This is a genomic window from Citrobacter sp. Cpo040 (assembly GCF_030332915.1).
GTDB lineage: Bacteria > Pseudomonadota > Gammaproteobacteria > Enterobacterales > Enterobacteriaceae > Citrobacter > Citrobacter portucalensis.
The window spans coordinates 106,539-130,986 of the sequence record NZ_JAOWGX010000036.1; the positions used below are offsets into that span (position 1 = coordinate 106,539).

Here is a 24,448-nt window from a genome sequence, read left to right on the forward strand (position 1 = left end):
TAGGGGTAACCACAAATTATCATAAAAGTGTCACATCAAATACTTATAGTCGCTTTGTTTTAATTTTACCGTATTTATACATGGAGAATATAAAGTGAAACAAAGCGCTCTGGCTATTGCCCTGTTACCTTTGCTGTTTACCCCGGTTATTAATGCAGAAACATCTACTGTAGCGGTTATGGATAATCGTGCTGCTCAGGGAGATATCACCACGCCGGGTGGCGCTCGCCGATTGTCTGCCGATCAAACGGCAGCTCTGCGCGAATCCCTGAACGATAAACCGGCCAAAAATATAATTTTACTGATTGGCGATGGGATGGGCGACTCCGAAATAACGGCAGCGCGAAATTATGCTGAAGGCGCGGGCGGCTTTTTTAAAGGTATTGATGCTTTACCGTTGACCGGACAATACACACATTATGCGTTGGATAAGAAAACGGGCAAGCCCGATTATGTGACAGATTCAGCAGCATCTGCGACAGCATGGACAACCGGCGTGAAGACCTATAACGGGGCGCTGGGTGTGGATATTCATGAAAAAGATCACACCACGATTCTGGAAATGGCCAAAGCGGCAGGTCTGGCGACAGGCAACGTTTCCACGGCTGAATTACAGGATGCCACGCCGGCCGCACTGGTTGCCCATGTCACTTCGCGTAAATGCTATGGCCCGAGCGTGACGGCTGAAAAATGCCCGACGAACGCGCTGGAAAAAGGCGGTAAAGGGTCAATTACCGAACAATTATTGAATGCTCGTGCGGATGTTACGTTAGGCGGCGGGGCAAAGACTTTTACTGAAACCGCTACGGCAGGTGAGTGGCAGGGTAAAACGCTGCGAGAACAAGCCCAGGCCCGTGGTTACCAGATGGTGAGTGATGCCGCGACGCTGGCGGCTGTTAGCGAAGCGAATCAGGATAAACCGCTGTTGGGTCTGTTCTCAGACGGTAATATGCCAGTGCGTTGGGAAGGGCCGAAAGCGTCTTATCACGGCAACCTGGATAAGCCGGTAGTGACCTGTACGCCAAATCCAAAACGTAACGACAGCGTGCCAACGCTGGCGCAGATGACGGATAAAGCGATTGAGCTGTTAAGCAAAAATGAGAAAGGTTTCTTCCTGCAAGTAGAAGGCGCGTCAATCGACAAACAAGATCATGCCGCTAACCCGTGTGGACAAATTGGTGAAACGGTCGATCTTGATGAAGCAGTGCAGCGTGCACTTGCCTTTGCGAAGAAAGATGGCAACACCCTGGTTGTGGTAACCGCTGACCACGCGCATGCCAGCCAGATCGTCGCACCGGATACCAAAGCGCCAGGTTTGACGCAGGCGCTGAACACTAAAGATGGCGCGGTGATGGTCATTAGCTATGGCAACTCTGAAGAAGAGTCCCAGGAGCACACCGGCAGCCAACTGCGTATTGCAGCCTATGGCCCTCATGCGGCGAATGTGGTTGGCCTGACCGATCAAACCGATCTGTTTTACACCATGAAAGCGGCGTTAGGACTGAAATAAGCTGATACCCGGCGGCAATACTTTTGCCGTCGGGTGGTATTTTTATCGTTAGCAGCCAAACTTACCTGTGTGTCGTCGTTCAGAAAAGGATGGTGCTATGAAAATTACATTATTAATGACGTTACTTTTTGGTCTGATTTTTTTAACTACCGTCGGTGCTGCCGAGAAGACGTTAACCCCGCAACAACAGCGTATGACCACCTGCAATCAGCAGGCCACGGCGCAGACCTTAAAAGGGGATGCGCGTAAGAACTATATGAGTGATTGCCTGAAAAACAGTAAATCTGCACCTGAGGAAAAGAGCCTGACGCCACAGCAACAGAAAATGCGTGAATGCAACGTCAAGGCGACGGAACAGTCTCTGAAAGGCGATGATCGTAATAAGTTTATGAGCGCTTGCCTGAAAAAATCTGCTTAGCACTTCCGGGTGAGCAGGTAAAATCGCTCACCCGAAATATCATACTTCCGCCACCAGACCCCTTCCTATAATTTGGGAAATTTGTTTCAGAATATTCCCAAATACGATGAATGATGAAAACTTTTATCAAAAGAAGGTCGTCCCGAATGAAGCATTTATATTGCTTCATCAAAATGACCACCAACGTTCCGGTCTGCGATTTGCCCGACGAATCAGGCTGCCGCGAGCGGTGGGACTGGGGGGAATGTTTTTCCCTATCGCGTCGGTATTAGTTTCTCAGCCAATAACCGGAGGCTGGTGGCTTTTGCTGGTGGGATGGGCGTTTGTCTGGCCGCATCTGGCATGGCAATGGGCAAGTAAAGCTATCGATCCACTGCATAGCGAATATACCAACTTAAAAGCCGATGCCATCCTCGCCGGGATGTGGATGGGGATTATGGGGATAAACTTGCTGCCATCCACGGCGCTGTTGATGATTATCTGTATCAACCTGATGGGCGCAGGGGGTATGCGTGTCTTCATTGCAGGCGCCGTGTTGATGGTGGTTTCCTGCCTGGTGACGTTACAGTTAACGGATATTCCTGTGGCTTTTAGCAGTACGCAACTGAGTGTGCTGCTGTCTCTGCCGGTGTTAGTGGTTTACCCGTTGCTGTTTGCCTGGGTGAGTTACCAGACGCTCATCAGGCTGGCAGAACATAAACGTCGCTTACAGGTTATGAGTACGCGAGATGGGATGACCGGGGTTTATAACCGACGTCATTGGGAACTGTTGCTGCGGAATGAATTTGATAATTGCCGCCGTCATCAGCGTGATGCCACGCTCCTTATCATCGATATCGACCATTTTAAGAGTATCAATGATACCTGGGGCCATGACGTCGGGGATCAGGCCATTGTTGCACTGACCCGCCAGTTACAGATGACCTTACGCGGTAGCGATGTGATTGGTCGCTTTGGCGGTGATGAGTTTGCGGTAATCATGTGTGGCACGTCAGCGAGCAGCGCGATTGCAGCGATGTCTCGTGTTCACGAACGGCTTACCCAACTGCGTTTATCTTGCGCGCCGCAGGTTGACCTGCGCATTAGCGTGGGCGTTGCGCCGCTGACGTCTGAAACTGAACACTATCGAGAATGGTTAAAATCAGCAGATATGGCTCTCTACAAAGCAAAGAATTCCGGACGTAACCGCACTGAAGCGGCGGCCTGACGTCCGGCGGTGTTAACTCAGGAGCGGCTGAGTTTTTCCGACTGCTCCATGCACTTAATCATCGCTTCAATCACCGATGAACGGAAACCGCGTTCTTCCAGGACGCGTACCGCCTCAATGGTGGTTCCACCTGGCGAGCACACCATATCCTTCAATTCGCCAGGATGTTTACCCGTTTCCAGAACCATTTTCGCCGAACCCATTACCGCTTGTGCTGCAAATTTATAAGCCTGCGCGCGGGGCATCCCCCCCTGAACGGCGGCATCAGCCATCGCTTCGATAAACATAAATACATAGGCCGGTGCTGAACCGCTGACGCCAACGACCGGATGAATCATTGCCTCCGCAATGACTTCTGCTTCACCAAAGCAGCGGAAGATATTCAGCACGTCGGCTGTTTCTTCTGGCGTGACTAAGGCGTTCGGCGTGACGGAGGTCATTCCGGCGTTCACCAGCGACGGCGTGTTTGGCATCGCGCGAATGATTTTACGGTCGTGACCCAGGGCACGGGCCAGCTGATCGAGAGTGACGCCTGCGGCAATCGAGACGACCAGGGAATCTTTGTTCAGGCTGGAGGTAATTTCACTCAGCACCTTAATCATGATGCCTGGTTTTACGGCCCCAAAAACAATATCAGCGATTTGCGCGACTTCTTGTGCAGACTGCGCCGCATTAATGCCGTACTGGTCGTGTAGCGCGGCGACCTTATCGGGGGAAGGGGTGTAGACCCAGATTTGTCCGGGGAGAACCTGGCCGCTGGCGATCATGCCGCCAAGAATGGCTTTGCCCATATTACCGCAGCCGATAAAACCAATTTTCTTGTCCATCTTGTCACTCCCTATGGATGATATTCATTGTTTTATACCCGTCATACTTCAAGTTGCATGTGCGTTGGCTGCAACCCGAATTATTTAGGGTAAATCTGGGAAAGCTAAGCTTAGCGCGGAATGAATATGTTCAGAAGGAGAAACAGCACTTTGCCTGAAAGTAAAAGCACGCGACAATGTGCGACAGCACACCAGTGGGGAGAAGCTATGACAATATGGGTGGATGCCGATGCGTGTCCGAATGTGATTAAAGACATTTTGTACCGCGCCGCTGAGCGCATGCAAATGCCGCTTGTTTTGGTGGCCAACCAAAGCCTGCGCGTCCCGCCTTCGCGTTTCATCAGCACATTACGTGTGCCTGCGGGCTTTGACGTGGCTGATAACGAGATTGTGCGTCAGTGCAGCGCCGGTGATTTAGTGATAACGGCAGATATTCCGCTGGCGGCTGAAGTGATTGAAAAAGGTGCGGCGGCGCTTAACCCGCGCGGCGAACGTTATACCGAAGCGACGATTCGTGAGCGTCTGATGATGCGTGATTTTATGGATACACTGCGTGCCAGCGGTATCCAGACCGGGGGGCCGGACAGCCTTTCGCCCCGCGACAGACAGCATTTTGCGGCTGAACTGGATAAGTGGTGGCTGGAAGTTCAGCGTAGAAAATAGAGTGTGTAATTTATTATTTACACTTTATTCATTGTGAATTCTTGTTATAGTAGGGGTTAACTCATCTTGCCATTCTTTCTGTAATTTTTTCTTTACGGTTTTGGCGATGTACTAGTTTGATGATATGATTATATTTTTAACCGCATCAGATCCCGCTTGTTGGCGGCTCTCTGGGGAAATTCTGTGATGACGCAACCTCTTTTTCTTGTTGGCCCCCGGGGGTGTGGTAAGACGACAACCGGTATGGCGCTGGCAAAGGCTATTGATTTCCAGTTCGTTGATACAGATCGCTGGTTGCAATCGCACGTGCAAATGACCGTGGCGGAAATCGTCGAAAGAGAAGGATGGGAAGGGTTTCGTGCCCAGGAAACGACCGCTCTGCAGGCTGTTACAGCTCCTGCCACGGTTGTTGCGACCGGCGGCGGTATCATTCTTACCGAATTTAATCGTCATTACATGCGCAGCCACGGCGTGGTTATCTATCTAAGCGCACCGGTATCGGTACTGGTTGATCGTCTGGAGGCCACGCCTGAAGAAGGATTGCGACCGACTCTAACCGGCAAACCGTTGACCGAAGAGGTTCAGGAAGTGCTCGCCCAGCGCGATGTTTTGTATCGCGAGGCTGCGCACTATATCGTTGATGCCACCAATCCGCCTTCGCAGGTAGTGGAAGACATTCTTGGAATACTGGCGCAGGCAGCGCCACGGTTGCAGGGCGGTGTCTATACTTAATGTTCATCCAGTGAAAAGGAAGAACTATGCCGACACAACCACCTTATCCGCGTCAAGCGACCATTGTTACGGTTGAAAAAGGGACGCCAGGTCAGACGGTAACCTGGTATCAACTTCGTGCCGATCACCCTAAACCGAATTCGTTGATCAGTGAGCATCCTTCAGCTCAGGAAGCGATGGATGCTAAAAAACGCTACGAAGACCCCGATAAAACCTGATATGAAGACCGCTCTGGCACGAGTCTTAAAAGTGCCAGTCCGGGCGCGCATCACATTTTTTTAAATTTCGCCGTATACAGTAAAAATTGAAAATTAAACAATAACAATCCAGTACTGGAATGATCTGGAATCTTTACACAATACACCGCCGATCTACTGCTACGCTTTTGAGCATTTGTAGCACAGGTCAGCGCCCGGCTCTTATCCGGGATTTCACAGCAAAGTAAGAAGACGGTGGAGCAACAAATGAGTACGTCGTTGGCTATCCTCACGATTGGCGTTGTGCCGATGTGTGAGATGTTACCGCTCCTGACGGAATATATTGATGAACAGCACATTACTCACCACAGTCTGCTGGGGCAGATGCAGCGAGAAGATGTGATGGCCGAGTACGGGGCTTCACCCGGTGACGAGCTGTTATTAACGCTGCTTAGCGACCACCAACTTGCTCATGTCTCACGCCAGAAAGTGGAACGCTCGCTGCAAAGCATTGTGGAGGTTCTCGATAATCAGGGATTTGATGTGATCCTGCTGATGAGTACCGCCTCAATCACCCGTCTGACCGCCCGCAATAGTATCTTGTTGGAACCCATACGCATTATTCCCCCGTTAGTGGCTTCAATTGTCGAAGGGCATCAGGTTGGGGTCATTGTACCTGTTGCTGAATTGCTCAAAGCCCAGACACAAAAGTGGCAGGTGTTACAAACTCCGCCAGTGTACGCCGTGGCGAATCCAGTAGAAGGTTCTGAACAACAGCTGATTGATGCCGGGAAATATCTCCTTGAGCAAGGTGCTGATGTTCTTATGCTGGACTGCCTGGGGTTTCATCAGCGTCATCGTGATTTACTGCAAAAGTCGCTGGATGTCCCGGTTCTGCTGTCCAATGTGTTGATTGCTCGACTGGCTTCGGAATTGCTGGCGTAATTTTGCGTGACAGGTGGAACATCAGCCCCCTATATTGGTTCCTAACTTAATCACGAGATAGGGCCAGTTGTATGCTTCAAAGTAATGAATACTTTTCCGGCAAAGTAAAATCGATCGGTTTTACCAGCAGCAGTACTGGCCGCGCCAGTGTAGGCGTGATGGCTGAAGGTGAATATACCTTTGGTACTGCGGCGCCTGAAGAGATGACGGTAGTAAGTGGCGCACTGAACGTGCTGCTGCCAGGGGAAACCGAGTGGAAAGTGTATGCCGCAGGAGACGTGTTTAACGTACCGGGCAACAGCGAGTTTCATCTGCAGGTAGCAGAGCCAACATCCTATCTTTGCCGTTACCTGTAAGCGTAAAAATGACGAATGGCGATATTGAGTCGCCATTCGCTAAACACGGCTTAACGTTGCGCTTCGCCGCCTAATCCTTCCACCAGACTTTTAATCAGCGCCGCCAGTTCACCTGTCATCAGGATGAAATCGGCATCAAAACGCTGAGCATAATCTTCGCGGTCGATATCTTCGTTCTGATCGCGCAGCTCGTCGCTGAACTTCAGACGCTTAATGGAGCCGTCGTCACACATAACGAACTGAATGCGCTGCTGCCAGTCGAGGGCCAGCTTAGTAACCAGTTTTCCCGCTTCGATATGCACGGCGATTTCGTCGCAGACCAGATCCTGCTTTTTCGCGCGGATCACACCGCCGTCTTCAAGGATCGCTTTCAGTTCAGCTTCATCCAGCAGTTGGAAGCCCTGTGCCGTGGTGCCGGAGCGAACCCATTCGGTCAGCGTCAGCTCAATAGGGTTTTCCATCGTCAGCGGAACGACCGGCAGCGAACCGAGACTCTTACGCAGCAGCGCCAGCGTATCTTCGGCTTTTTTCGCGCTCGCACAATCAACCATGATCAGATCGTTGACGGTATCGATCCACATCATTGTCTGGCTGAAGCGGCTAAAGGCGCGCGGCAGCAATGAGTGCAGAACTTCATCTTTCAGCGAGTCTTTTTCGGTCTTCTTAAGTTTGCGACCTTGCTCAGCTTCCAGTTTGAATATTTTGGCTTCCAGCGCCTGTTTGATAACCGGCGACGGCAGAATTTTTTCTTCTTTGCGGGCGCAGATAATAATTTGGCCATTGGCGGTATGCGTTAATGCATCGCTGTGCGATCCCATCGGCGGAACCCAGCCCATTTTTGCCATATCCTGGCTACCGCAAGGGGTGAACGTCATTGATGCCAGCTGTTTTTCCATCTCTTCGGCACGCAAAGAAACATCGCGGCTAAGACGGTAAACCATTAAATTTTTGAACCACAGCATGATAATTTCCACGGCCTTGTCGTTAAATCCAGCGGGCATGATAGCGAATTGTCGCTATGCTTGCATTGTTAATCGGGAAGAGGAGCAAACAGTGCGTATAGGTATCGATTTGGGCGGTACGAAAACGGAAGTTATTGCGCTTGGCGAGGCGGGCGAACAGCTTTTTCGCCATCGCCTGCCCACGCCGCGTGATGATTATCGGCAAACGATAGAAACCATCGCCACGCTGGTGGAGATGGCGGAAAACGCCACCGGGCAGACGGGAACCGTGGGAATGGGCATTCCAGGTTCAATCTCGCCTTACACCGGGGTGGTAAAGAATGCCAACTCGACCTGGCTTAACGGACAACCTTTTGACAAAGACCTGAGTTCGCGTCTGAATCGTGAAGTGCGGTTGGCAAATGATGCCAACTGTCTGGCGGTTTCAGAAGCGGTGGATGGTGCGGCGGCCGGGGCGCAAACCGTGTTTGCGGTGATTATCGGCACCGGATGTGGCGCAGGCGTGGCACTGAATGGTCGGGCGCACACGGGTGGTAACGGTACCGCGGGCGAGTGGGGGCATAATCCGCTGCCATGGATGGACGAAGATGAGCTGCTGTTCCGACAGGAAGTCCCCTGTTATTGCGGTAAACAAGGCTGCATTGAAACCTTCATTTCCGGGACCGGCTTTGCCACCGACTACCAGCGTCTGAGCGGTAAGCAGCTCAAAGGCAATGAAATTATCAGCCTTGTTACTGCGCAGGATGCTCTTGCGGAGCAGGCGTTGAGCCGCTATGAGCGTCGTCTGGCGAAATCACTGGCACATGTGGTGAATATTCTCGATCCGGACGTCATTGTGCTGGGGGGCGGAATGAGCAATGTCGACCGACTGTATCAAAACGTTCCGGCGTTGATTAAGCAGTTTGTCTTTGGCGGCGAATGCGAAACGCCTCTACGCAAGGCGCTACACGGGGATTCCAGCGGTGTACGTGGTGCGGCCTGGCTGTGGCCGCAGGAGTAAGGTTCGCGTAGCCGGGTAGCGCAGATGCTATCCGGCAGCGTGTGTCATCTGGGGTACTGCGCGCTTCAGGCGACCGTACAGCAGCAGTGACGACATCGCAGAAAACGACAGCAGTGCCGCCGGCAGCGTCACGTAGTTGTAGGCAAAGCCCAGCGTCAGCATCATGCCACCGCAGTAAGCGCCAATCGCGCTACCGAGATTAAAGGCAATTTGCCCGCCAGCCGCACCCAGCAGCTCCCCTCCTTTAGCATTTTGCAGCAGCAAAATTTGCAGCGGTGCCGACAGGGCAAACAGGCCCGCGCAGCAAATAAAGGCGAAGGTCAGCGACGCGGCTTTGATCCCGCCAAAGGCAAAGAGCAACAGCAGAGCCAGCACAATCACGAAGTCGGTTATCACCGCAATGCGCAGCGGCGTATAGCGACCAGACAGCCGACCGCTCAGCAGATTTCCCAACACCATTCCTAATCCTACCAGCATCATGATGAAGGTCATCAGCGCTTCGGAAAAGCCGGAGATGAACATCATGTATGGTTTGACGTAGCTGAACCAGGCGAAAACCCCGGCGTTACCAAACATGGTGGCGGAGAAAATGAGCCACGGGGCGGGGCTTTTCAAAAAGTGAAATTGTTCGCGCAGGTTTCCTTTTGCTTCATCGCTGATGTTGGGTACCCAAAAAGCGACCGAGACCATCACGGCGATATTAAAGACGGCAATCAGCAGGAACGTATAGCGCCAGCTAAATTCCTGACTCAGCCAGGTGCCGACGGGAATGCCAACCAGATTGGCAACGGTCATCCCCGAAATCATGCCCGCGACAGCGGCGGTGACTTTTCCCGGGCGGGCGAGCTTCGACAGGATAATTGCGCCAACGCCAAAAAACGCGCCGTGCGGGAAGCCTGAAACCAGCCTGCCCACCGCCAGCATAAAATACGAGGAGGAGAGGGTGAAAATGGCGTTGCCAATCACACACAGTGTGACCAGAAACAGCAGAATATGCTTGAGCGAAAAGCGGCTGGAAAAGAGTGCAATAATGGGAGCGCCCAGCACTACGCCAAAGGCGTAAAACGAGATCATATGGCCAGCGGCAGGAATAGAAATACCCACGTCCTGCGCCAGCTCGGTGAGAACGCCCATGATGCCAAACTCGGCCATGCCCAGCCCAAATGTTCCCAGCGCTAAAGAGAAAATGACTTTTTTCATACCACCTGCCAACAAGAAAGACGCAGGATGTGCGTCATAGCGGCGAACGTTCGCCGCCAATAGCGATAGCTTGCGGATAAGCGAAGTGGAATGCCATTTCATATCCGTCCCTGAGTATGCATTATTGTGCTACATAGCGTGCCTGATAGCGATGACGCTTATCCGGCCTGTGACACCACATCCGCTGGCCGATTACTCCACCGCAAACATTTTGTCGAGTTTGCTGTAGCCCAGACCGTTGATTTTTTTCACCTTGATCTGCACCGGAATGCGTTCTTTCATTGCTTCGACGTGGCTGATCACGCCAATGGTTTTACCGCTAGCGTTGAGCGCATCCAGCGCGTCCAGAGCGGTATCCAGCGTTTCGCTGTCCAGCGTGCCGAACCCTTCGTCGAGGAACAGGGAGTCAATTCGTGTTTTGTGGCTGACCAGATCGGACAATGCCAGCGCCAGCGCCAGACTCACCAGGAAGCTCTCGCCGCCGGAGAGCGTACGCGTGTCACGCACCGCATCGGCTTGCCAGGTATCGACCACCTCCAGCTCCAGCGCTTCGCTGGCCTTGCGCTGCAACAGATAGCGACCGTGCAGACGAGTCAACTGGTTGTTGGCAAGCCAGACGAGGTTATCCAGCGTCAGCCCCTGGGCAAATTTGCGGAACTTATCTCCCTCTTTCGAGCCGATCAGCGCATTCAGATAGCCCCAGTCTTCGACCTGCTGCGCGACTTTTTCAATCTCCTGCATCAGCGCCTGCTGCTGCTGGCGGTTTTCAGCATCTTGTTTAAGCTGCTGGCGAATTTCGCCCTGACGAGTCGTGTTATCGCGTAGCAGCTGGGTGAGCTGCGCCAGCGCGTCGTGCAGATGTTGTGCGGTGAGCGTGAGATCCACCCCGGTTGGTTGCTGCTGTTGATGAGTCGCCAGCGCCTGCTGGGCCTGATTAAGCAGCGTTTGTGCCTGTTGTTGCTGACCTTCGAGTGACTGCTTTAACTGCTCAAGACGGTTGAAGGTCTCTTCATCCAGCAGGGCGGCGATAAAGGCGTCACGATTGTCAAAGATGCTGGCCTGCAATGCGGCATCAAACTGTGCCTGAATTTCTGCGGCGCGCTGAACGTCCTGCGCCTCCTGCTGTTGCAACGTTTGCCACTGCCCCTGTAAGGAGAGGCAATCGTCGTGCACCTGCCGCCAGTTTTCCAGCGACAGACCCTCATTGTTTTCAGGAAGTGCCTCGGTTTCTGGCAGCGTTTCCAGCAGCGGCGCAAGCTGGGCTATTTGGGTCTGTAAAGCGCTCAGTTCGCTCTGGCGTTGTTGCCACATTTGGGCTTCGTTCGCCCGTTCGCTCAGCCATGAGGCGACGTTATCCTCAGCCGGAAGGGACAGGCCATGACGGGCCAGCTCGGCGGTTAGCGCCGCCTGACGCTGGTCAATATGCTGCTGGAGCTGAGTTATTTGCTCTGTATGCGCGGTGATTTGCGCCTGCAGGGTATGGCGCAGGCTCAATTGGTGAAGCTGCTGCTCATGCTCTTCCTGGGTGGCAAGCCATGGGGCGATGTCATCCTGCGGTTGCAGCGTCACGTTGAGGCTGGCGGTGACCGTCTGCCACTCTTGAGTAAGTGCTTGCTCCTCCTGAGAAAGCGTCTGTACTTCGCGTTCATCCCGCTGAAGCTGCTGGCTTATTGCCTCGAGCTGTCCGCGTAGCGTTGAACCCTCATCGGCCAGCGTTTTAACCTCTTTTTCCAGCGCCTCACGTCGTGCCTGATTTACGCTCAGCTCAAGCGTCTGGTAACGCTCGATAGCCGGATGTGTAGTAGAGCCACAAAGCGGACAAGGTTTGCCGGATTCCAGTAATGCCCGATGGCTTTCCAGATCTTTGATGCGGGCTTCCTGCTCGCAAATGAGTCTCACATCGGTAAGCTGCTGGTTTTTATCTTTATAGCGCTGGCGTTTCTCGGCGAGTACCGCGTTGCGCTGGGTCAGTTCTTGCTGACGTTGTACAAGCGTAGCGCGTAACTGTGCCAGCTGCTTTTGCTTCGGGGCGATTTGCCCGTGCAGATTACTGAGCCGCTGGCGTAGCGGACGAAGCTGCACATGTTGCGCCAGCGCTTCTGTCACTTCCTGCGGCGAAAGGGTCAGCGCAGGAAGCGCCAGTGCATCGAGCTTACGTGTGTCATTCTCCCGCAGCTGCTGCCACTGGCGTAGCTGGGTGCTGGCGTCGGACTGTTGCGCCAGCAGCGCTTTCCAGCCAGCCAGTTCGCTACTCCATAAGCGGAAGCGGTCATGCTCGTTCAGCCAGTCGGTTAACGTCTGTTGTTCGGCCAGCATAGCGGCTGACTGCGTGTGCGCCTGCTGACGGATGCGTCCGCGCAGCGCTAAGCTGCTTTGTAAGCGAGCATTCACTTCCTGAATCTTCTGGCGCGTACGCTCGATAGTAGCCGTTTGTTCCTGGATTCGCTCCCAGTGCGGGCGTAACGCTCTGGCCGGTTGCGCCAGGCTCAGCGCTGCCAGCTGTGGCTGTGCGTCTTCTTGCGCCCGAAGTGCTGCCTGTAATGCCTGCTGGTGGCGGTTTATGTCCGTCTGAAGCTCATTTTGCCGAATAAGCCAGTTGAAGTGCTGTTGCTGGGTTTGTTGGCTGGTAAGGTATTGTTTTTCTTCGTCAGTAAGTACCTGCAAACTTTCCGTCAGGGACTGCACCTGCTCTGGTGCTAACAGCGCCACGCCGCTGGCCTGGGCCTGCAGTTTTTCCAGCTCCGTACGCGCTGACTTGTGCTTTTCAAACACCATGGCGGAGATTTGGCCGTAGATCTCAGTACCAGTTAACTCTTCCAGAAGCTCGGCGCGCTCTTTCGGTTTGGCATTAAGAAAGGCGGCAAACTGCCCCTGAGACAGCAGCATTGAACGGGTAAAACGTCCGTAATCCAGCCCGGTAAGCTCGGCGGTCATCTCCAGCTTGTCTTTGACTTTATCAGCGAGGATTTTACCGTCGGCGCAGCGGGCCAGCTCTACGCGTGGGACCTGCAGATTGCCCTCAGGCTGGTTGCGTGCCCGGTTCTGGCTCCAGAATGCGCGGTAGGCTTCGCCGCGCACCTCAAACTCGACCTCGGCCAGACACTCTGCGGTGTCGCGGGTCATCAGGTCGTTTTGCGACTGTGACACGGTATTCAGGCGCGGCGTTTCGTGGTACAGCGCAAGGCAAATCGCGTCCAGCAGGGTGGTTTTCCCCGCGCCCGTTGGCCCGGTGATGGCGAACAGTCCATTGCTGGCAAAAGGTTCTGCCGTGAAATCGACTTTCCATTCTCCCTTCAGGGAGTTGAGGTTCTTCAGACGCAGGCTGAGAATTTTCATGCTTCACTCTCCCCGGCAAGCGTGTGTAAGGTTGCGCTAAACAGCTGATTCAGCCGGTTGCGCTGAGGCTCCTCGATCTCTTCCAGCGCCAGGCGGCGGTCAAAAACTTCCGTTACGCTTAGCTCGCTTAACGTTTCGCGTCGTTCATTGGCCATAATACGTTCACGTTGTTCCCGACTGCGGCGCACCAGTAACACCTCGACCGGTAAATCTTCGGTTAAGGCCTGGATCTTACGTTGCATGTCATGCAGATAGTCGTCGGTGGTGATTTCAATATCCAGCCATACCGGCGGCTCTTGTGGCACGTTACGCCACTGCTCAAGCTGGGCGGTAATGGCGGCTAAATCGCCTTTCAATACTGCAAGCGGCTGGGTGACCGGTACGGTGAGATTTTCAACGGCGCTGAGTCTCCCCGCTTCGAAATTCACCAGATGTACACATTTGCTTTTGCCGCACTCGTCAAAACTGAGGGCAATCGGTGAACCGCAGTAGCGAATATGTTCCGTGCCGCCGATAATCTGCGCCCGGTGAATATGCCCCAGTGCGATGTAGTCCGCGGGTGGAAAGTTTTGCGCCGGAAAGGCGTCCAGCGTACCGATATAAATGTCACGTACGGCGTCACTTTTACTGGCGCCAACGGTGGTCAAATGCCCGGTCGCAATGATGGGCAGGTTTCGATCGCCACGCAGCGTGCAGGCGTCCTGATACTGCTGCTGGTAATAGTCGGTGATCGCCCCCAGCAGATGCTGCTGTTTTTCTTGTCCGGTTAGCCCGGCCTGGCTGGTAATGATGTCACGTGGTCGTAAGAAAGGAACCGGACACAGGATTGCTCCCGGCGTGCCATCACGTTGCGGCAGCACCTGCGGCGCATGGCCGGCGCTGGCAACGACCGTGGTGTTGAGAAACGCCAGAATATCGCGGGATTCATTGAGCGTGGCGACAGAATCGTGGTTGCCTGCCAGCACGACCAGATGACAACCGGTTTGCTGCAGATTGACGACAAAACGGTTATACAGCTCACGGGCGTAGCTTGGCGGTGAGCCGGTATCGAAAATATCGCCCGCCACAATAATGGCATCCACCTGCTGGGATTGTGCCGTCTCCAGCAGCCAGTCGAGAAAGGCCTGATGTTCAGCGGCGCGGCTCTTGCTGTAGAAATTTTGGCCCAGATGCCAGTCAGACGTGTGAAGGATGCGCATAAGAGTTCCATGACGATAAAACAGTGGCGGGGATTATAACCTTTCAAGGACGGTAATATCTTGTCTCCGGGCTGTCATAATTCGTCTGGCTGCGTTAAACCTGGACTATCTTTTCATAAATCTGTCATAAAACTGACGCATAATGGCACCGTATTGATGGCAAACGATTTAATTATAAACAGGGCAAATCATGGCGAGACGTATTCTGGTCGTAGAAGATGAAGCTCCAATTCGTGAAATGGTCTGCTTCGTGCTCGAGCAAAACGGTTTTCAACCCGTAGAAGCCGAAGACTATGACAGTGCTGTGAACCAACTCAATGAACCCTGGCCGGATCTCGTCCTGCTTGACTGGATGCTTCCCGGCGGCTCGGGTCTACAGTTTATTAAGCATCTCAAGCGCGAAGCCATGACGCGGGACATCCCCGTGATGATGCTGACGGCGAGGGGAGAAGAGGAAGATCGCGTCCGGGGTCTGGAAACCGGTGCGGATGATTATATTACCAAGCCGTTTTCTCCCAAGGAGCTGGTGGCGCGTATTAAAGCTGTGCTGCGTCGTATTTCCCCCATGGCGGTGGAAGAGGTTATTGAGATGCAGGGGCTGAGTCTTGATCCCACTTCGCATCGCGTGATGACCGGCGAAGAACCGCTGGATATGGGGCCGACCGAATTCAAACTGTTGCACTTCTTTATGACTCACCCCGAGCGCGTCTACAGCCGTGAACAACTCCTCAATCATGTCTGGGGAACCAATGTCTACGTAGAAGACCGGACAGTGGATGTGCATATCCGCCGCTTACGTAAAGCGCTGGAGCACAGCGGACACGATCGAATGGTGCAGACAGTTCGCGGGACGGGATATCGTTTTTCGACCCGCTTCTGACTGACAAGAATCAGGGCCTGATGGATTAGGCCGTTTATGGAGTAAGACGTTTGCTAGAACGATTGTCATGGAAAAGGTTGGTACTGGAGCTGATCCTGTGCTGCATACCAGCATTTATCCTTAGCGCATTTTTCGGTTACCTGCCCTGGTTTTTACTGGCGTCGGTAACGGGCCTGCTTATCTGGCATTTCTGGAATTTATTACGTTTATCCTGGTGGTTATGGGTCGACAGAAGTATGACGCCGCCGCCGGGGCGAGGCAGTTGGGAACCGTTGTTATATGGGCTGCATCAAATGCAGCTTCGCAACAAAAAGCGCCGTCGAGAACTGGGTAACCTGATTAAACGTTTTCGCAGCGGGGCGGAATCACTACCCGACGCGGTGGTGTTGACCACCGAAGAAGGCGGTATCTTCTGGTGTAACGGACTGGCTCAGCAAGTTCTGGGACTGCGTTGGCCGGACGATAGCGGGCAAAATATTCTTAACCTGCTGCGCTACCCGGAATTCACACAATATCTGAAAACGCGCGATTTTAGCCGGCCAATCAATCTGGTGCTAAATACCGGACGGCATCTGGAAATTCGCGTGATGCCCTATACCGATAAGCAATTGTTGATGGTGGCGCGCGACGTTACCCAGATGCACCAACTGGAAGGTTCACGGCGTAACTTTTTCGCCAACGCCAGCCATGAGTTGCGCACACCGCTGACGGTGCTGCAAGGCTACCTGGAAATGATGCAGGAGCACCCGCTGGAAGGGACAACGCGCGAAAAAGCACTGCATACCATGCGTGAACAAACGTACCGTATGGAAGGCCTGGTGAAGCAGCTGCTGACGCTGTCAAAAATTGAAGCTGCGCCGACGTTGCAGCTGAATGAGAAAGTCGATGTGCCCATGATGCTGCGCGTGATCGAGCACGAAGCGCAAACCCTGAGCCAGCATAAACATACGTTTACCTTTGATGTCGATAACAGCCTGAACGTGCGAGGCAACGAGGAGCAGTTGCGTAGCGCTATCTCGAATCTCGTGTACAACGCGGTTAACCACACACCAGCGGGAACGCACATTACCGTACGCTGGCAGCATGTGGCGTCGGGGGCGGAGTTTTGCGTGGAAGACAACGGTCCGGGCATTGCCCCCGAGCATATTCCACGTTTGACTGAACGTTTTTATCGTGTGGATAAGGCGAGATCGCGACAAACGGGCGGTAGCGGGCTGGGTCTGGCTATCGTGAAACATGCGCTGCATCATCACGACAGCCGTTTGAACATCGAAAGCGAACCAGGCAAAGGGACGCGATTTAGTTTCATGATCCCAGAACGTTTCATTGCCAAAAGTAACGGCTAAGACGTATTCGTAAGATAATCTTTCCAAAAGCCAGCGCAAGCTGGTTTTTTTTATGTGGTCAATAGATGCCTCCTGAATTTCACGACGTTTGATTGTTTTTTGTTCGAACTATTACCCATACCTTTTTCCATGAAATGGTGTTTTGTGCTAACCCTATTTTTCATATCGCTATATTGTTCTGGTTTTTGGATCCCACCTTGCTTTAAAACGTTATAAGCGTTTAAATTGCGCTCCAGGTGCTGTCATACCGACTGCATTTACGCGGTAAATCGAAAAACTATTCTTCGCCGCGCCAGGTCGGGAGTGTTTCCCGCTGGAATTGAGCAAAAATGCCGCTGTATTGTCCCCCAGGGAAAGGCAAAAATTTACTATTTTCAACACCACATCCACAGGCAGTAAGACTTTATGACCCATCAGTTAAAATCGCGCGATATTATCGCTTTGGGATTTATGACATTTGCACTGTTCGTTGGTGCAGGTAACATCATCTTCCCCCCAATGGTTGGTTTGCAGGCAGGTGAACACGTCTGGACTGCGGCTTTTGGCTTTTTGATTACGGCCGTTGGCCTGCCGGTACTTACCGTTGTCGCGCTGGCGAAAGTCGGCGGTGGTGTGGACCGACTGAGCACGCCTATCGGTAAAGTTGCCGGTCTGCTGCTGGCGACCGTTTGCTATCTGGCCGTTGGGCCGTTATTTGCTACCCCGCGTACCGCGACGGTCTCTTTCGAAGTCGGGATTGCACCGCTGACTGGTGACTCTGCGCTGCCGCTGTTTATCTATAGCGTTATCTATTTCGCGATTGTCATTCTGGTTTCGCTTTATCCGGGCAAACTGCTGGATACGGTGGGCAATTTCCTGGCACCGCTGAAAATTCTGGCACTGGTGGTCCTGTCTGTCGCTGCAATCATCTGGCCAGCTGGCCCGATCAGTAATGCGATGGAAGCCTATCAAACTGCGGCGTTTTCTAATGGCTTCGTGAACGGGTATCTGACCATGGATACGCTGGGCGCGATGGTGTTTGGTATTGTTATCGTTAACGCCGCTCGCTCGCGTGGTGTTACTGAAGCGCGTCTGCTGACCCGTTACACCGTTTGGGCGGGTTTAATGGCGGGTGTGGGCTTAACGCTGCTGTATCTCGCGCTGTTCCGTCTGGGTTCAGATAGCGCGATTCTGGTCGATCAGTCTGCTAACGGCGCGGCGATTCTGCATGCGTATGTTCAGCACACCTTTGGCGGTGCAGGAAGCTTCCTGCTGGCGGCGCTGATTTTCATCGCCTGTCTGGTCACCGCGGTTGGCCTGACCTGTGCGTGCGCAGAGTTCTTTGCCCAGTACGTTCCACTGTCTTATCGTACGCTGGTATTTATCCTCGGCGGCTTCTCGATGGTGGTTTCTAACCTGGGTCTGAGCCATCTGATTCAGATCTCTATTCCGGTGCTGACGGCTATCTATCCGCCATGTATCGCACTGGTTGTATTAAGCTTTACCCGCTCATGGTGGCATAATTCTTCCCGCGTCATTGCACCTGCGATGTTTATCAGCCTGATTTTTGGTATCCTTGATGGCATTAAAGCTTCTGCAATTGGCGACGTGTTACCGGCCTGGACCCAGCGTTTACCGCTGGCGGAGCAGGGGCTGGCGTGGTTGATGCCAACAGTCGTGATGGTGGTCCTGGCAGTTATCTGGGATCGCGCCGCGGGTCGACAAGTGACCTCCAGCGCACACTAATATCACTGACAATAAGTTTTAACCACGGGGCTATTAACATGGCCCCGTGGTTTTTTTATTGTGTTAACAGGTTAGGAATCGATGGAAAGTAATAACAAGCTAAAGCGTGGGCTGAGCACCCGGCACATCCGCTTTATGGCATTAGGTTCAGCAATTGGTACCGGGCTGTTTTACGGCTCGGCCGACGCTATCAAAATGGCGGGGCCAAGCGTATTGCTGGCCTATATTATCGGCGGTGTCGCGGCGTACATTATTATGCGTGCGCTGGGCGAAATGTCTGTTCATAACCCGGCAGCCAGCTCCTTCTCGCGCTATGCGCAGGAAAACCTCGGACCGCTGGCAGGCTACATTACCGGCTGGACCTACTGTTTTGAAATCCTGATTGTCGCCATTGCCGACGTGACAGCCTTCGGCATATACATGGGCGTCTGGTTCCCGGCGGTACCGCACTGGATTTGGGTACTCAGCGTGGTGCTGATTATCTGCGCCATCAACCTGATGAGCGTGAAGGTATTTGGTGAGCTGGAGTTCTGGTTCTCGTTCTTCAAAGTCGCCACCATTATCATCATGATTGTCGCCGGTTTCGGTATCATCATTTGGGGGATTGGCAACGGTGGGCAACCTACCGGTATCCATAACTTATGGAGCAACGGTGGCTTCTTCAGCAACGGCTGGCTCGGCATGGTGATGTCGCTGCAAATGGTGATGTTTGCCTATGGCGGGATTGAGATTATCGGGATTACCGCAGGCGAAGCCAAGGACCCGGAAAAATCTATTCCGCGCGCCATCAATTCCGTACCAATGCGTATCCTGGTGTTTTATGTGGGGACGCTGTTCGTCATTATGTCTATCTACCCGTGGAACCAGGTGGGTACCGACGGTAGCCCGTTCGTTATGACGTTCCAGCATATGGGCATTACCTTTGCTGCCGGGATCCTCAACTTTGTGGTTCTGACTGCGTCGCTGTCGGCTATTAACTCTGACGTCTTCGGTGTGGGGCGTATGCTGCACGGCATGGCGGAGCAGGGCAGTGCCCCGAAAATGTTCGCCAAGACGTCGCGTCGTGGCGTGCCGTGGGTGACGGTAATGGTGATGACTATCGCGCTGCTGTTTGCGGTGTATCTTAACTACATCATGCCGGAAAACGTCTTCCTGGTGATCGCCTCTTTGGCGACTTTCGCCACGGTATGGGTGTGGATTATGATCCTGTTGTCGCAGATTGCTTTCCGTCGTCGTCTGCCGCCGGAAGAGGTCAAAGCGCTGAAATTTAAAGTTCCGGGTGGGGTAACGACGACCGTTGTTGGCCTGATTTTCCTGGTCTTTATCATCGCGCTCATCGGCTATCATCCGGATACCCGTATTTCGCTGTACGTCGGCTTTGCGTGGATTGTCCTGCTGCTGGTCGGATGGGGATTCAAGCGCCGTCGCGAGCGCCAACTGGCTGAAGCACAGTAATATTTTTGCCGGGTAGCTTTGCGTTACCCGGCAAGTTTCTCCTCCCCCGAACTCCTCCCCCAATAAACGTTAAGATGATGAGTGATCCTGCACTTCGCTATGGCAAGGTGACGTCATTATCATCAAAGGGGATACGTGATGTTGAACGCCTGGCACCTTCCGGTTGCCCCATTTGTTAAGCAAAACAAAGATCAACTGACGATTACATTATGGTTGGCGGGGGAAAATCCACCCCAGCGGGTGACGCTACGCGCAGAAAACGATAACGAAGAGATTTCGCTGGCTATGCACAAGCAGCGTAGCCAGCCGCAGCCGGGCGTGACCGCGTGGCGAGCGGCGATCGATCTCTCCAGCGGGCAGCCTCGTCGACGCTATAGCTTTAAATTACTTTGGCCCGATCGTCAGCTATGGTTCACCCCGCAGGGATTCGGCCGTTTTCCGCCTGCTCGTCTGGAGCAGTTTGCGGTTGATGTGCCGGATAATGGTCCGCAGTGGGTTGCCGATCAGATTTTCTATCAAATTTTCCCGGACCGTTTTGCCCGCAGCCAGTCGCGTGAAGCGGGACAGGATAATGTCTATTACCACCACGCCGCCGGACACGACATCGTGCGGCGCGAATGGGACGAACCGCTTACGGCTCAGGCCGGTGGCTCCACGTTTTATGGCGGCGATTTGGACGGCATCAGCGAAAAGCTACCGTACCTGAAAACGTTAGGGGTCACGGCGCTGTACCTGAATCCTGTTTTTACCGCCCCGAGCGTGCATAAATACGATACCGAAGATTACCGTCATGTTGATCCGCAATTTGGCGGCGACAGGGCGCTACTGCGTCTGCGGCACAACACCCAACAGCAGGGCATGCGTCTGATTCTCGACGGCGTCTTTAACCATAGCGGCGATTCGCACGCCTGGTTTGACCGACATAATCGGGGAACAGACGGGGCGTGCCATAACCCAGAATCCCCCTGGCGCGATTGGTATCATTTTTCAGCCGACGGCGTTGCGCTCGACTGGCTGGGATATTCCAGCTTACCTAAGCTGGACTTTTCCTCGGAAAGCCTGGTGAATGAAATTTATCGTGGTGAAGACAGTATCGTCCGCCACTGGCTGAAAGCGCCGTGGAGTATGGACGGCTGGCGTCTTGATGTGGTGCATATGCTGGGAGAGGCCGGAGGCGCACGTAACAACCTACAACATGTGGCCGGAATTACGCAGGCGGCAAAAGAAACCCAGCCAGAGGCGTATGTGGTGGGTGAGCATTTTGGCGATGCGCGCCAGTGGTTGCAGGCTGATGCAGAAGATGCCGCCATGAACTATCGCGGCTTTACTTTCCCCCTCTGGGGATTCCTCGCCAATACCGATATCTCATACGACCCGCAATCCATTGATGCCCAGACCTGTATGGCGTGGATGGATAACTACCGCGCGGGGTTGTCGCATCAGCAACAGCTGCGGATGTTTAATCAGCTCGACAGCCATGATACCGCCCGCTTTAAATCTCTGCTCGGTAAAGACGTCGCACGGTTACCGCTAGCGGTGGTATGGCTGTTTACCTGGCCTGGCGTGCCCTGTATTTACTACGGTGACGAAGTGGGGCTGGACGGGAACAACGATCCGTTTTGTCGCAAAACGTTCCCGTGGCAGCCTGAAAAACAGGACGCTACTCTGCTGGCGTTGTATCAGCGGTTGGCAAAATTACGCCACCAGAATCAGGTGCTGCGCCACGGTGGTTGTCAGGTGATTTACGCCGAGGATAACGTGGTGGTGTTTGTTCGCGTGCTAAACCGACAGCGCGTACTGGTGGCGATTAACCGTGGCCACGCTTGTGAAGTGGTCCTGCCAGCCTCGCCATTACTGAGCGTGAGTCAATGGCAGCACAAAGAGGGCAACGGCATGCTTGCCGACGATATCCTGACGTTGCCGGCGATTTCCGCCTCAGTATGGATAGGTCATTGATATAAGCGCGCAATTTCCGGGCTTGCCAGCAGCGTTTCCCGCCACCACCGCTGTGCCAGCCCATCGCGGTTATTGCGCCATGCCATATAAGCCACGTCTTTTTGGCGAAATGAGATAACCGTTTTTTCCACCAGCTCGCCCGTGGTAAGCCACGGGCTGGCAATATGGCGGGGGAGAAATCCGCAGCCCATACCGGCTCGTAGTAGCATCACCTTACTGTGGAAGTCATCGACGCGGATTTGCGCCTGTTCCTCCATCAGATTGGTTTGTAACGGATGGCAGAAGCGGGCGCTGTCGCTGATAACAATCGCCCGATGCAGGCATAACTGTTCGTTGGTCAGGCCGTCTGCTGCTGCTGCCAGCGGATGCTCAGGCGCAACGACAAACACATTGTCCAACGTGCCGAGCATTTTATAGGACCAGGCTGCAGACGTTGGCGGTTCATTAATTGCCCCCAGAATAATATCGGCTCCATTATGGGTCAGCTCCTCCCAGGAGCCCGCCAGCGTATGGTGGGTAAAACTGAGGCGAGTTTGTTTATTCAGCGCATGAAATTCATCGATAATGGGCAACAGCGCGGCGAAAGGGAAGGAGTCGTCCAGCGCAATTGCCAGCTCTTTTTCCCAGCCTGAACTCAGCTGTACCGCCTGCTTTTCGAGATCTTTTGCCGCATTCAGCAGCAAACGCCCTTTTTCCAGCATCATCTGTCCGGTATCGGTAAATTTTGCCCGGTGCCCGGAACGGTCAAGCAGCTCGATATTCAAATCGCTTTCCAGCTTCTGAATCATATAGCTGAGTGCGGCAGGGGTTTTAAACAGCGACTCGGCCGCTGCGGCAAATGAACCCTGTTTGTCGAGTGCGTCGAGAATAAGCAAAACATCCAGATTAATGCGCATAAGCAGAAAATATCCTGAAAATTAAACCCTTCTGTTGTACCGAATGAAGAAAAACAATGCCAGTGAATAAATTAGATGAGTCATGCGCATTTTTTTGATGTTGTTTAGGATATATCGCAACACAAAATTAATAGTTTCACAGGATGGTAAGTTTTCTTTAATAACTCGTTAGAAATTTCCCGCTATACTCAACAAGCTTTCTGATTCAGGATCCTGCTGCTGACGGCAGATACAGACCGTTGCCTTTTAACTTATTGATTAAGAAGGTGTGCTATGTCTATTCGGGAACTGATTGACCCTCAAAATTCTACGCTTATTTTTATTGATCATCAGCCGCAAATGTCATTCGGTGTGGCAAATATTGATCGCCAGACTTTAAAAAATAATACCGTTGCATTAGCGAAAGCCGGGAAAATATTCAATGTACCGGTGATTTATACTTCTGTAGAAACCAAAAGTTTTAGCGGATATATCTGGCCGGAATTGTTAGCGGTTCATCCTGATGTCAAACCCATTGAACGCACCTCAATGAACTCCTGGGAAGATGCGGCGTTTGTGAAAGCGGTGGAAGCGACCGGGCGTAAAAAACTGATTATCTCCGCGCTGTGGACCGAAGTATGCCTGACTTTTCCGGCGCTAATGGCACTGGAGGCAGGCTATGAAGTTTATGTGGTAACGGATACCTCCGGCGGCACGTCCGTAGATGCTCATGAGCGTTCTATCGACCGCATGGTACAGGCAGGTGCCGTACCCGTAACCTGGCAACAGGTTCTTCTCGAGTACCAGCGCGACTGGTCCCGCAAAGAAACCTACGACGCCGTAATGGATCTGGTACGCGAGCACAGCGGCGCCTACGGTATGGGCGTGGATTATGCCTATACCATGGTGCATGGCGCGCCGGAACGTAAAGCTTAAATACACGTCATCCTTCATGTTGCATCTTTGTTGGCTTCGCTTGCGTACCCCGGTCACTTACTTATGTAAGCTCCCGGGGATCCACAACCTTGCCGCCTCGATGCACCATGAATGATTTTGTGTATTGCTTTTCTGGCCTAAGTGGCCTGTTTCCTCTCAACAAGGAACCCTTCATGGCTCAGAACAAACATGTGACGTTGGTAATTACTCATACTCTGCTACCTGAGCAGGCGCAGAGGTATGAGCAGTGGCTGGGGAAAATCATGCCTGTAGCGGCTGAATTTCCCGGTCATCTCGGGGCGAACGTGATTCGCCCGGCAGATGGCAACAACCTGTGGAACATCATTATCCGCTTCGACACGCTTGAGCATCTGTATAGCTGGACCCAGTCCGATACGCGCCGCGTGTTGGTCGAAGAGATTGCTCCACTGCTGGCTGAAGGTGACAAAACCGAAATTCGCACCGAAGCAGCATTCTGGTTTACGCCGCCCGCGCCCCATGTACGCCAGCCCAAACGCTGGAAACAGTTTCTGATAACCCTGCTAGTGATATTTCCCAGCACCAATCTGGTGCCGTGGTTGACCGGCATTGTGCTGCCTGCAATGAAGGGCTCGTTACTCCTGCATCTCATCAATGATGCCTTTGTGGTTGCGCTAGTGGTCTGGTTCTGGATGCCCATCGTAACCCGTCTGTTTGCCGGATGGCTGAAAAAAGCCTGACCGG

The 24,448-nt window shown here is 53.2% G+C and carries 22 protein-coding genes; 16 read left to right on the top strand and 6 right to left on the bottom strand.

Translation table 11 applies throughout. From position 1 onward, the window contains the following. The first annotated feature begins 94 nt into the window (after positions 1 to 94). The 3 genes from phoA to adrA all read left to right on the top strand — a co-directional run bounded on the left by phoA (position 95) and on the right by adrA (position 3,135). Positions 95 to 1,510 (top strand): alkaline phosphatase, encoded by a 1,416-nt coding sequence (phoA, locus tag OGX86_RS15360; protein WP_008783904.1) that lies wholly within the window; start codon positions 95 to 97, stop codon positions 1,508 to 1,510. A 97-nt stretch (positions 1,511 to 1,607) separates the two neighbouring features. Beyond that, positions 1,608 to 1,928, top strand: coding sequence for a phosphate starvation-inducible protein PsiF (gene psiF / locus OGX86_RS15365; RefSeq protein WP_128316821.1), 321 nt, complete (start codon positions 1,608 to 1,610; stop codon positions 1,926 to 1,928). A 91-nt stretch (positions 1,929 to 2,019) separates the two neighbouring features. Beyond that, positions 2,020 to 3,135 carry a diguanylate cyclase AdrA gene (gene adrA / locus OGX86_RS15370; protein WP_213786140.1) on the top strand — a complete coding sequence of 372 codons (1,116 nt, stop codon included), beginning with the start codon at positions 2,020 to 2,022 and terminating at the stop codon, positions 3,133 to 3,135. A gap of 17 nt (positions 3,136 to 3,152) precedes the next feature. Here the strand turns inward: adrA and proC are convergent, their stop codons facing one another. Further along, complete coding sequence (gene proC / locus OGX86_RS15375) at positions 3,153 to 3,962, bottom strand: pyrroline-5-carboxylate reductase (RefSeq protein WP_008783907.1); 810 nt, start codon at positions 3,960 to 3,962, stop codon at positions 3,153 to 3,155. A gap of 207 nt (positions 3,963 to 4,169) precedes the next feature. On the opposite strand from proC, the gene OGX86_RS15380 reads away from it, so the two are divergent. The 5 genes from OGX86_RS15380 to ppnP all read left to right on the top strand — a co-directional run bounded on the left by OGX86_RS15380 (position 4,170) and on the right by ppnP (position 6,855). Further along, the gene (locus OGX86_RS15380; RefSeq protein ID WP_048214806.1) at positions 4,170 to 4,625 is read left to right on the top strand and encodes a YaiI/YqxD family protein; all 456 of its coding nucleotides are present in this window, start codon (positions 4,170 to 4,172) and stop codon (positions 4,623 to 4,625) included. Between the two features lie 186 nt (positions 4,626 to 4,811). Next, entirely contained in the window at positions 4,812 to 5,357 is a 546-nt protein-coding gene (gene aroL / locus OGX86_RS15385; protein WP_008783910.1) for a shikimate kinase AroL, read from the top strand. Positions 5,358 to 5,383: 26 nt separating this feature from the next. Next, positions 5,384 to 5,575, top strand: coding sequence for a protein YaiA (gene yaiA, locus OGX86_RS15390; protein WP_003021472.1), 192 nt, complete (start codon positions 5,384 to 5,386; stop codon positions 5,573 to 5,575). A gap of 246 nt (positions 5,576 to 5,821) precedes the next feature. Next, complete coding sequence (locus tag OGX86_RS15395) at positions 5,822 to 6,499, top strand: AroM family protein (protein ID WP_003830963.1); 678 nt, start codon at positions 5,822 to 5,824, stop codon at positions 6,497 to 6,499. Between the two features lie 71 nt (positions 6,500 to 6,570). Then, positions 6,571 to 6,855, top strand: a complete 285-nt coding sequence (gene ppnP / locus OGX86_RS15400) for a pyrimidine/purine nucleoside phosphorylase (protein ID WP_003021477.1) — start codon at positions 6,571 to 6,573, stop codon at positions 6,853 to 6,855. 50 nt (positions 6,856 to 6,905) lie between these two features. Here ppnP and rdgC read toward each other — a convergent pair whose 3' ends face one another. Continuing rightward, positions 6,906 to 7,817, bottom strand: a complete 912-nt coding sequence (rdgC, locus tag OGX86_RS15405) for a recombination-associated protein RdgC (protein WP_003021479.1) — start codon at positions 7,815 to 7,817, stop codon at positions 6,906 to 6,908. 91 nt (positions 7,818 to 7,908) lie between these two features. On the opposite strand from rdgC, the gene mak reads away from it, so the two are divergent. Continuing rightward, on the top strand, positions 7,909 to 8,817 hold the full coding sequence (gene mak, locus OGX86_RS15410) for a fructokinase (RefSeq protein ID WP_048214805.1): 909 nt from the start codon (positions 7,909 to 7,911) through the stop codon (positions 8,815 to 8,817). Between the two features lie 27 nt (positions 8,818 to 8,844). On the opposite strand, the gene araJ is transcribed toward mak, so the two are convergent. From araJ to sbcD, 3 genes are all read right to left on the bottom strand, one after another. Then, positions 8,845 to 10,017 (bottom strand): MFS transporter AraJ, encoded by a 1,173-nt coding sequence (araJ, locus tag OGX86_RS15415; protein ID WP_048226470.1) that lies wholly within the window; start codon positions 10,015 to 10,017, stop codon positions 8,845 to 8,847. A 192-nt stretch (positions 10,018 to 10,209) separates the two neighbouring features. Then, positions 10,210 to 13,353, bottom strand: coding sequence for an exonuclease subunit SbcC (gene sbcC, locus OGX86_RS15420; protein ID WP_128316819.1), 3,144 nt, complete (start codon positions 13,351 to 13,353; stop codon positions 10,210 to 10,212). Then, the gene (gene sbcD / locus OGX86_RS15425; RefSeq protein ID WP_128316818.1) at positions 13,350 to 14,552 is read right to left on the bottom strand and encodes an exonuclease subunit SbcD; all 1,203 of its coding nucleotides are present in this window, start codon (positions 14,550 to 14,552) and stop codon (positions 13,350 to 13,352) included. Before sbcD ends, sbcC begins: the two co-directional genes overlap by 4 nt. Before the next feature lie 190 nt (positions 14,553 to 14,742). Between sbcD and phoB the strand changes: the two genes are divergently transcribed. The 5 genes from phoB (at position 14,743) to malZ (ending at position 21,914) form a co-directional block, all read left to right on the top strand. Next, positions 14,743 to 15,432, top strand: a complete 690-nt coding sequence (gene phoB, locus OGX86_RS15430; protein WP_003830970.1) for a phosphate response regulator transcription factor PhoB — start codon at positions 14,743 to 14,745, stop codon at positions 15,430 to 15,432. A gap of 50 nt (positions 15,433 to 15,482) precedes the next feature. Beyond that, on the top strand, positions 15,483 to 16,778 hold the full coding sequence (phoR, locus tag OGX86_RS15435; RefSeq protein WP_003830971.1) for a phosphate regulon sensor histidine kinase PhoR: 1,296 nt from the start codon (positions 15,483 to 15,485) through the stop codon (positions 16,776 to 16,778). A gap of 405 nt (positions 16,779 to 17,183) precedes the next feature. After that, positions 17,184 to 18,503 carry a branched-chain amino acid transporter carrier protein BrnQ gene (gene brnQ, locus OGX86_RS15440; RefSeq protein WP_048226310.1) on the top strand — a complete coding sequence of 440 codons (1,320 nt, stop codon included), beginning with the start codon at positions 17,184 to 17,186 and terminating at the stop codon, positions 18,501 to 18,503. Between the two features lie 81 nt (positions 18,504 to 18,584). After that, positions 18,585 to 19,958, top strand: coding sequence for a proline-specific permease ProY (gene proY, locus OGX86_RS15445; protein ID WP_003021504.1), 1,374 nt, complete (start codon positions 18,585 to 18,587; stop codon positions 19,956 to 19,958). A gap of 138 nt (positions 19,959 to 20,096) precedes the next feature. Beyond that, positions 20,097 to 21,914 carry a maltodextrin glucosidase gene (malZ, locus tag OGX86_RS15450; RefSeq protein ID WP_048226308.1) on the top strand — a complete coding sequence of 606 codons (1,818 nt, stop codon included), beginning with the start codon at positions 20,097 to 20,099 and terminating at the stop codon, positions 21,912 to 21,914. On the opposite strand, the gene OGX86_RS15455 is transcribed toward malZ, so the two are convergent. Continuing rightward, positions 21,908 to 22,810: a LysR family transcriptional regulator gene (locus tag OGX86_RS15455; RefSeq protein WP_003830973.1), complete on the bottom strand. Its 903-nt coding sequence runs from the start codon at positions 22,808 to 22,810 to the stop codon at positions 21,908 to 21,910. The two genes, malZ and OGX86_RS15455, sit on opposite strands and share 7 nt — an antisense overlap. Positions 22,811 to 23,083: 273 nt before the next feature. Here OGX86_RS15455 and OGX86_RS15460 point away from each other — a divergent pair, with 273 nt between their 5' ends. Continuing rightward, on the top strand, positions 23,084 to 23,725 hold the full coding sequence (locus tag OGX86_RS15460; protein ID WP_003021513.1) for a hydrolase: 642 nt from the start codon (positions 23,084 to 23,086) through the stop codon (positions 23,723 to 23,725). Positions 23,726 to 23,898: 173 nt separating this feature from the next. Further along, on the top strand, positions 23,899 to 24,444 hold the full coding sequence (locus tag OGX86_RS15465) for an antibiotic biosynthesis monooxygenase (protein WP_003830975.1): 546 nt from the start codon (positions 23,899 to 23,901) through the stop codon (positions 24,442 to 24,444). The last annotated feature ends 4 nt before the right edge of the window (positions 24,445 to 24,448 follow it).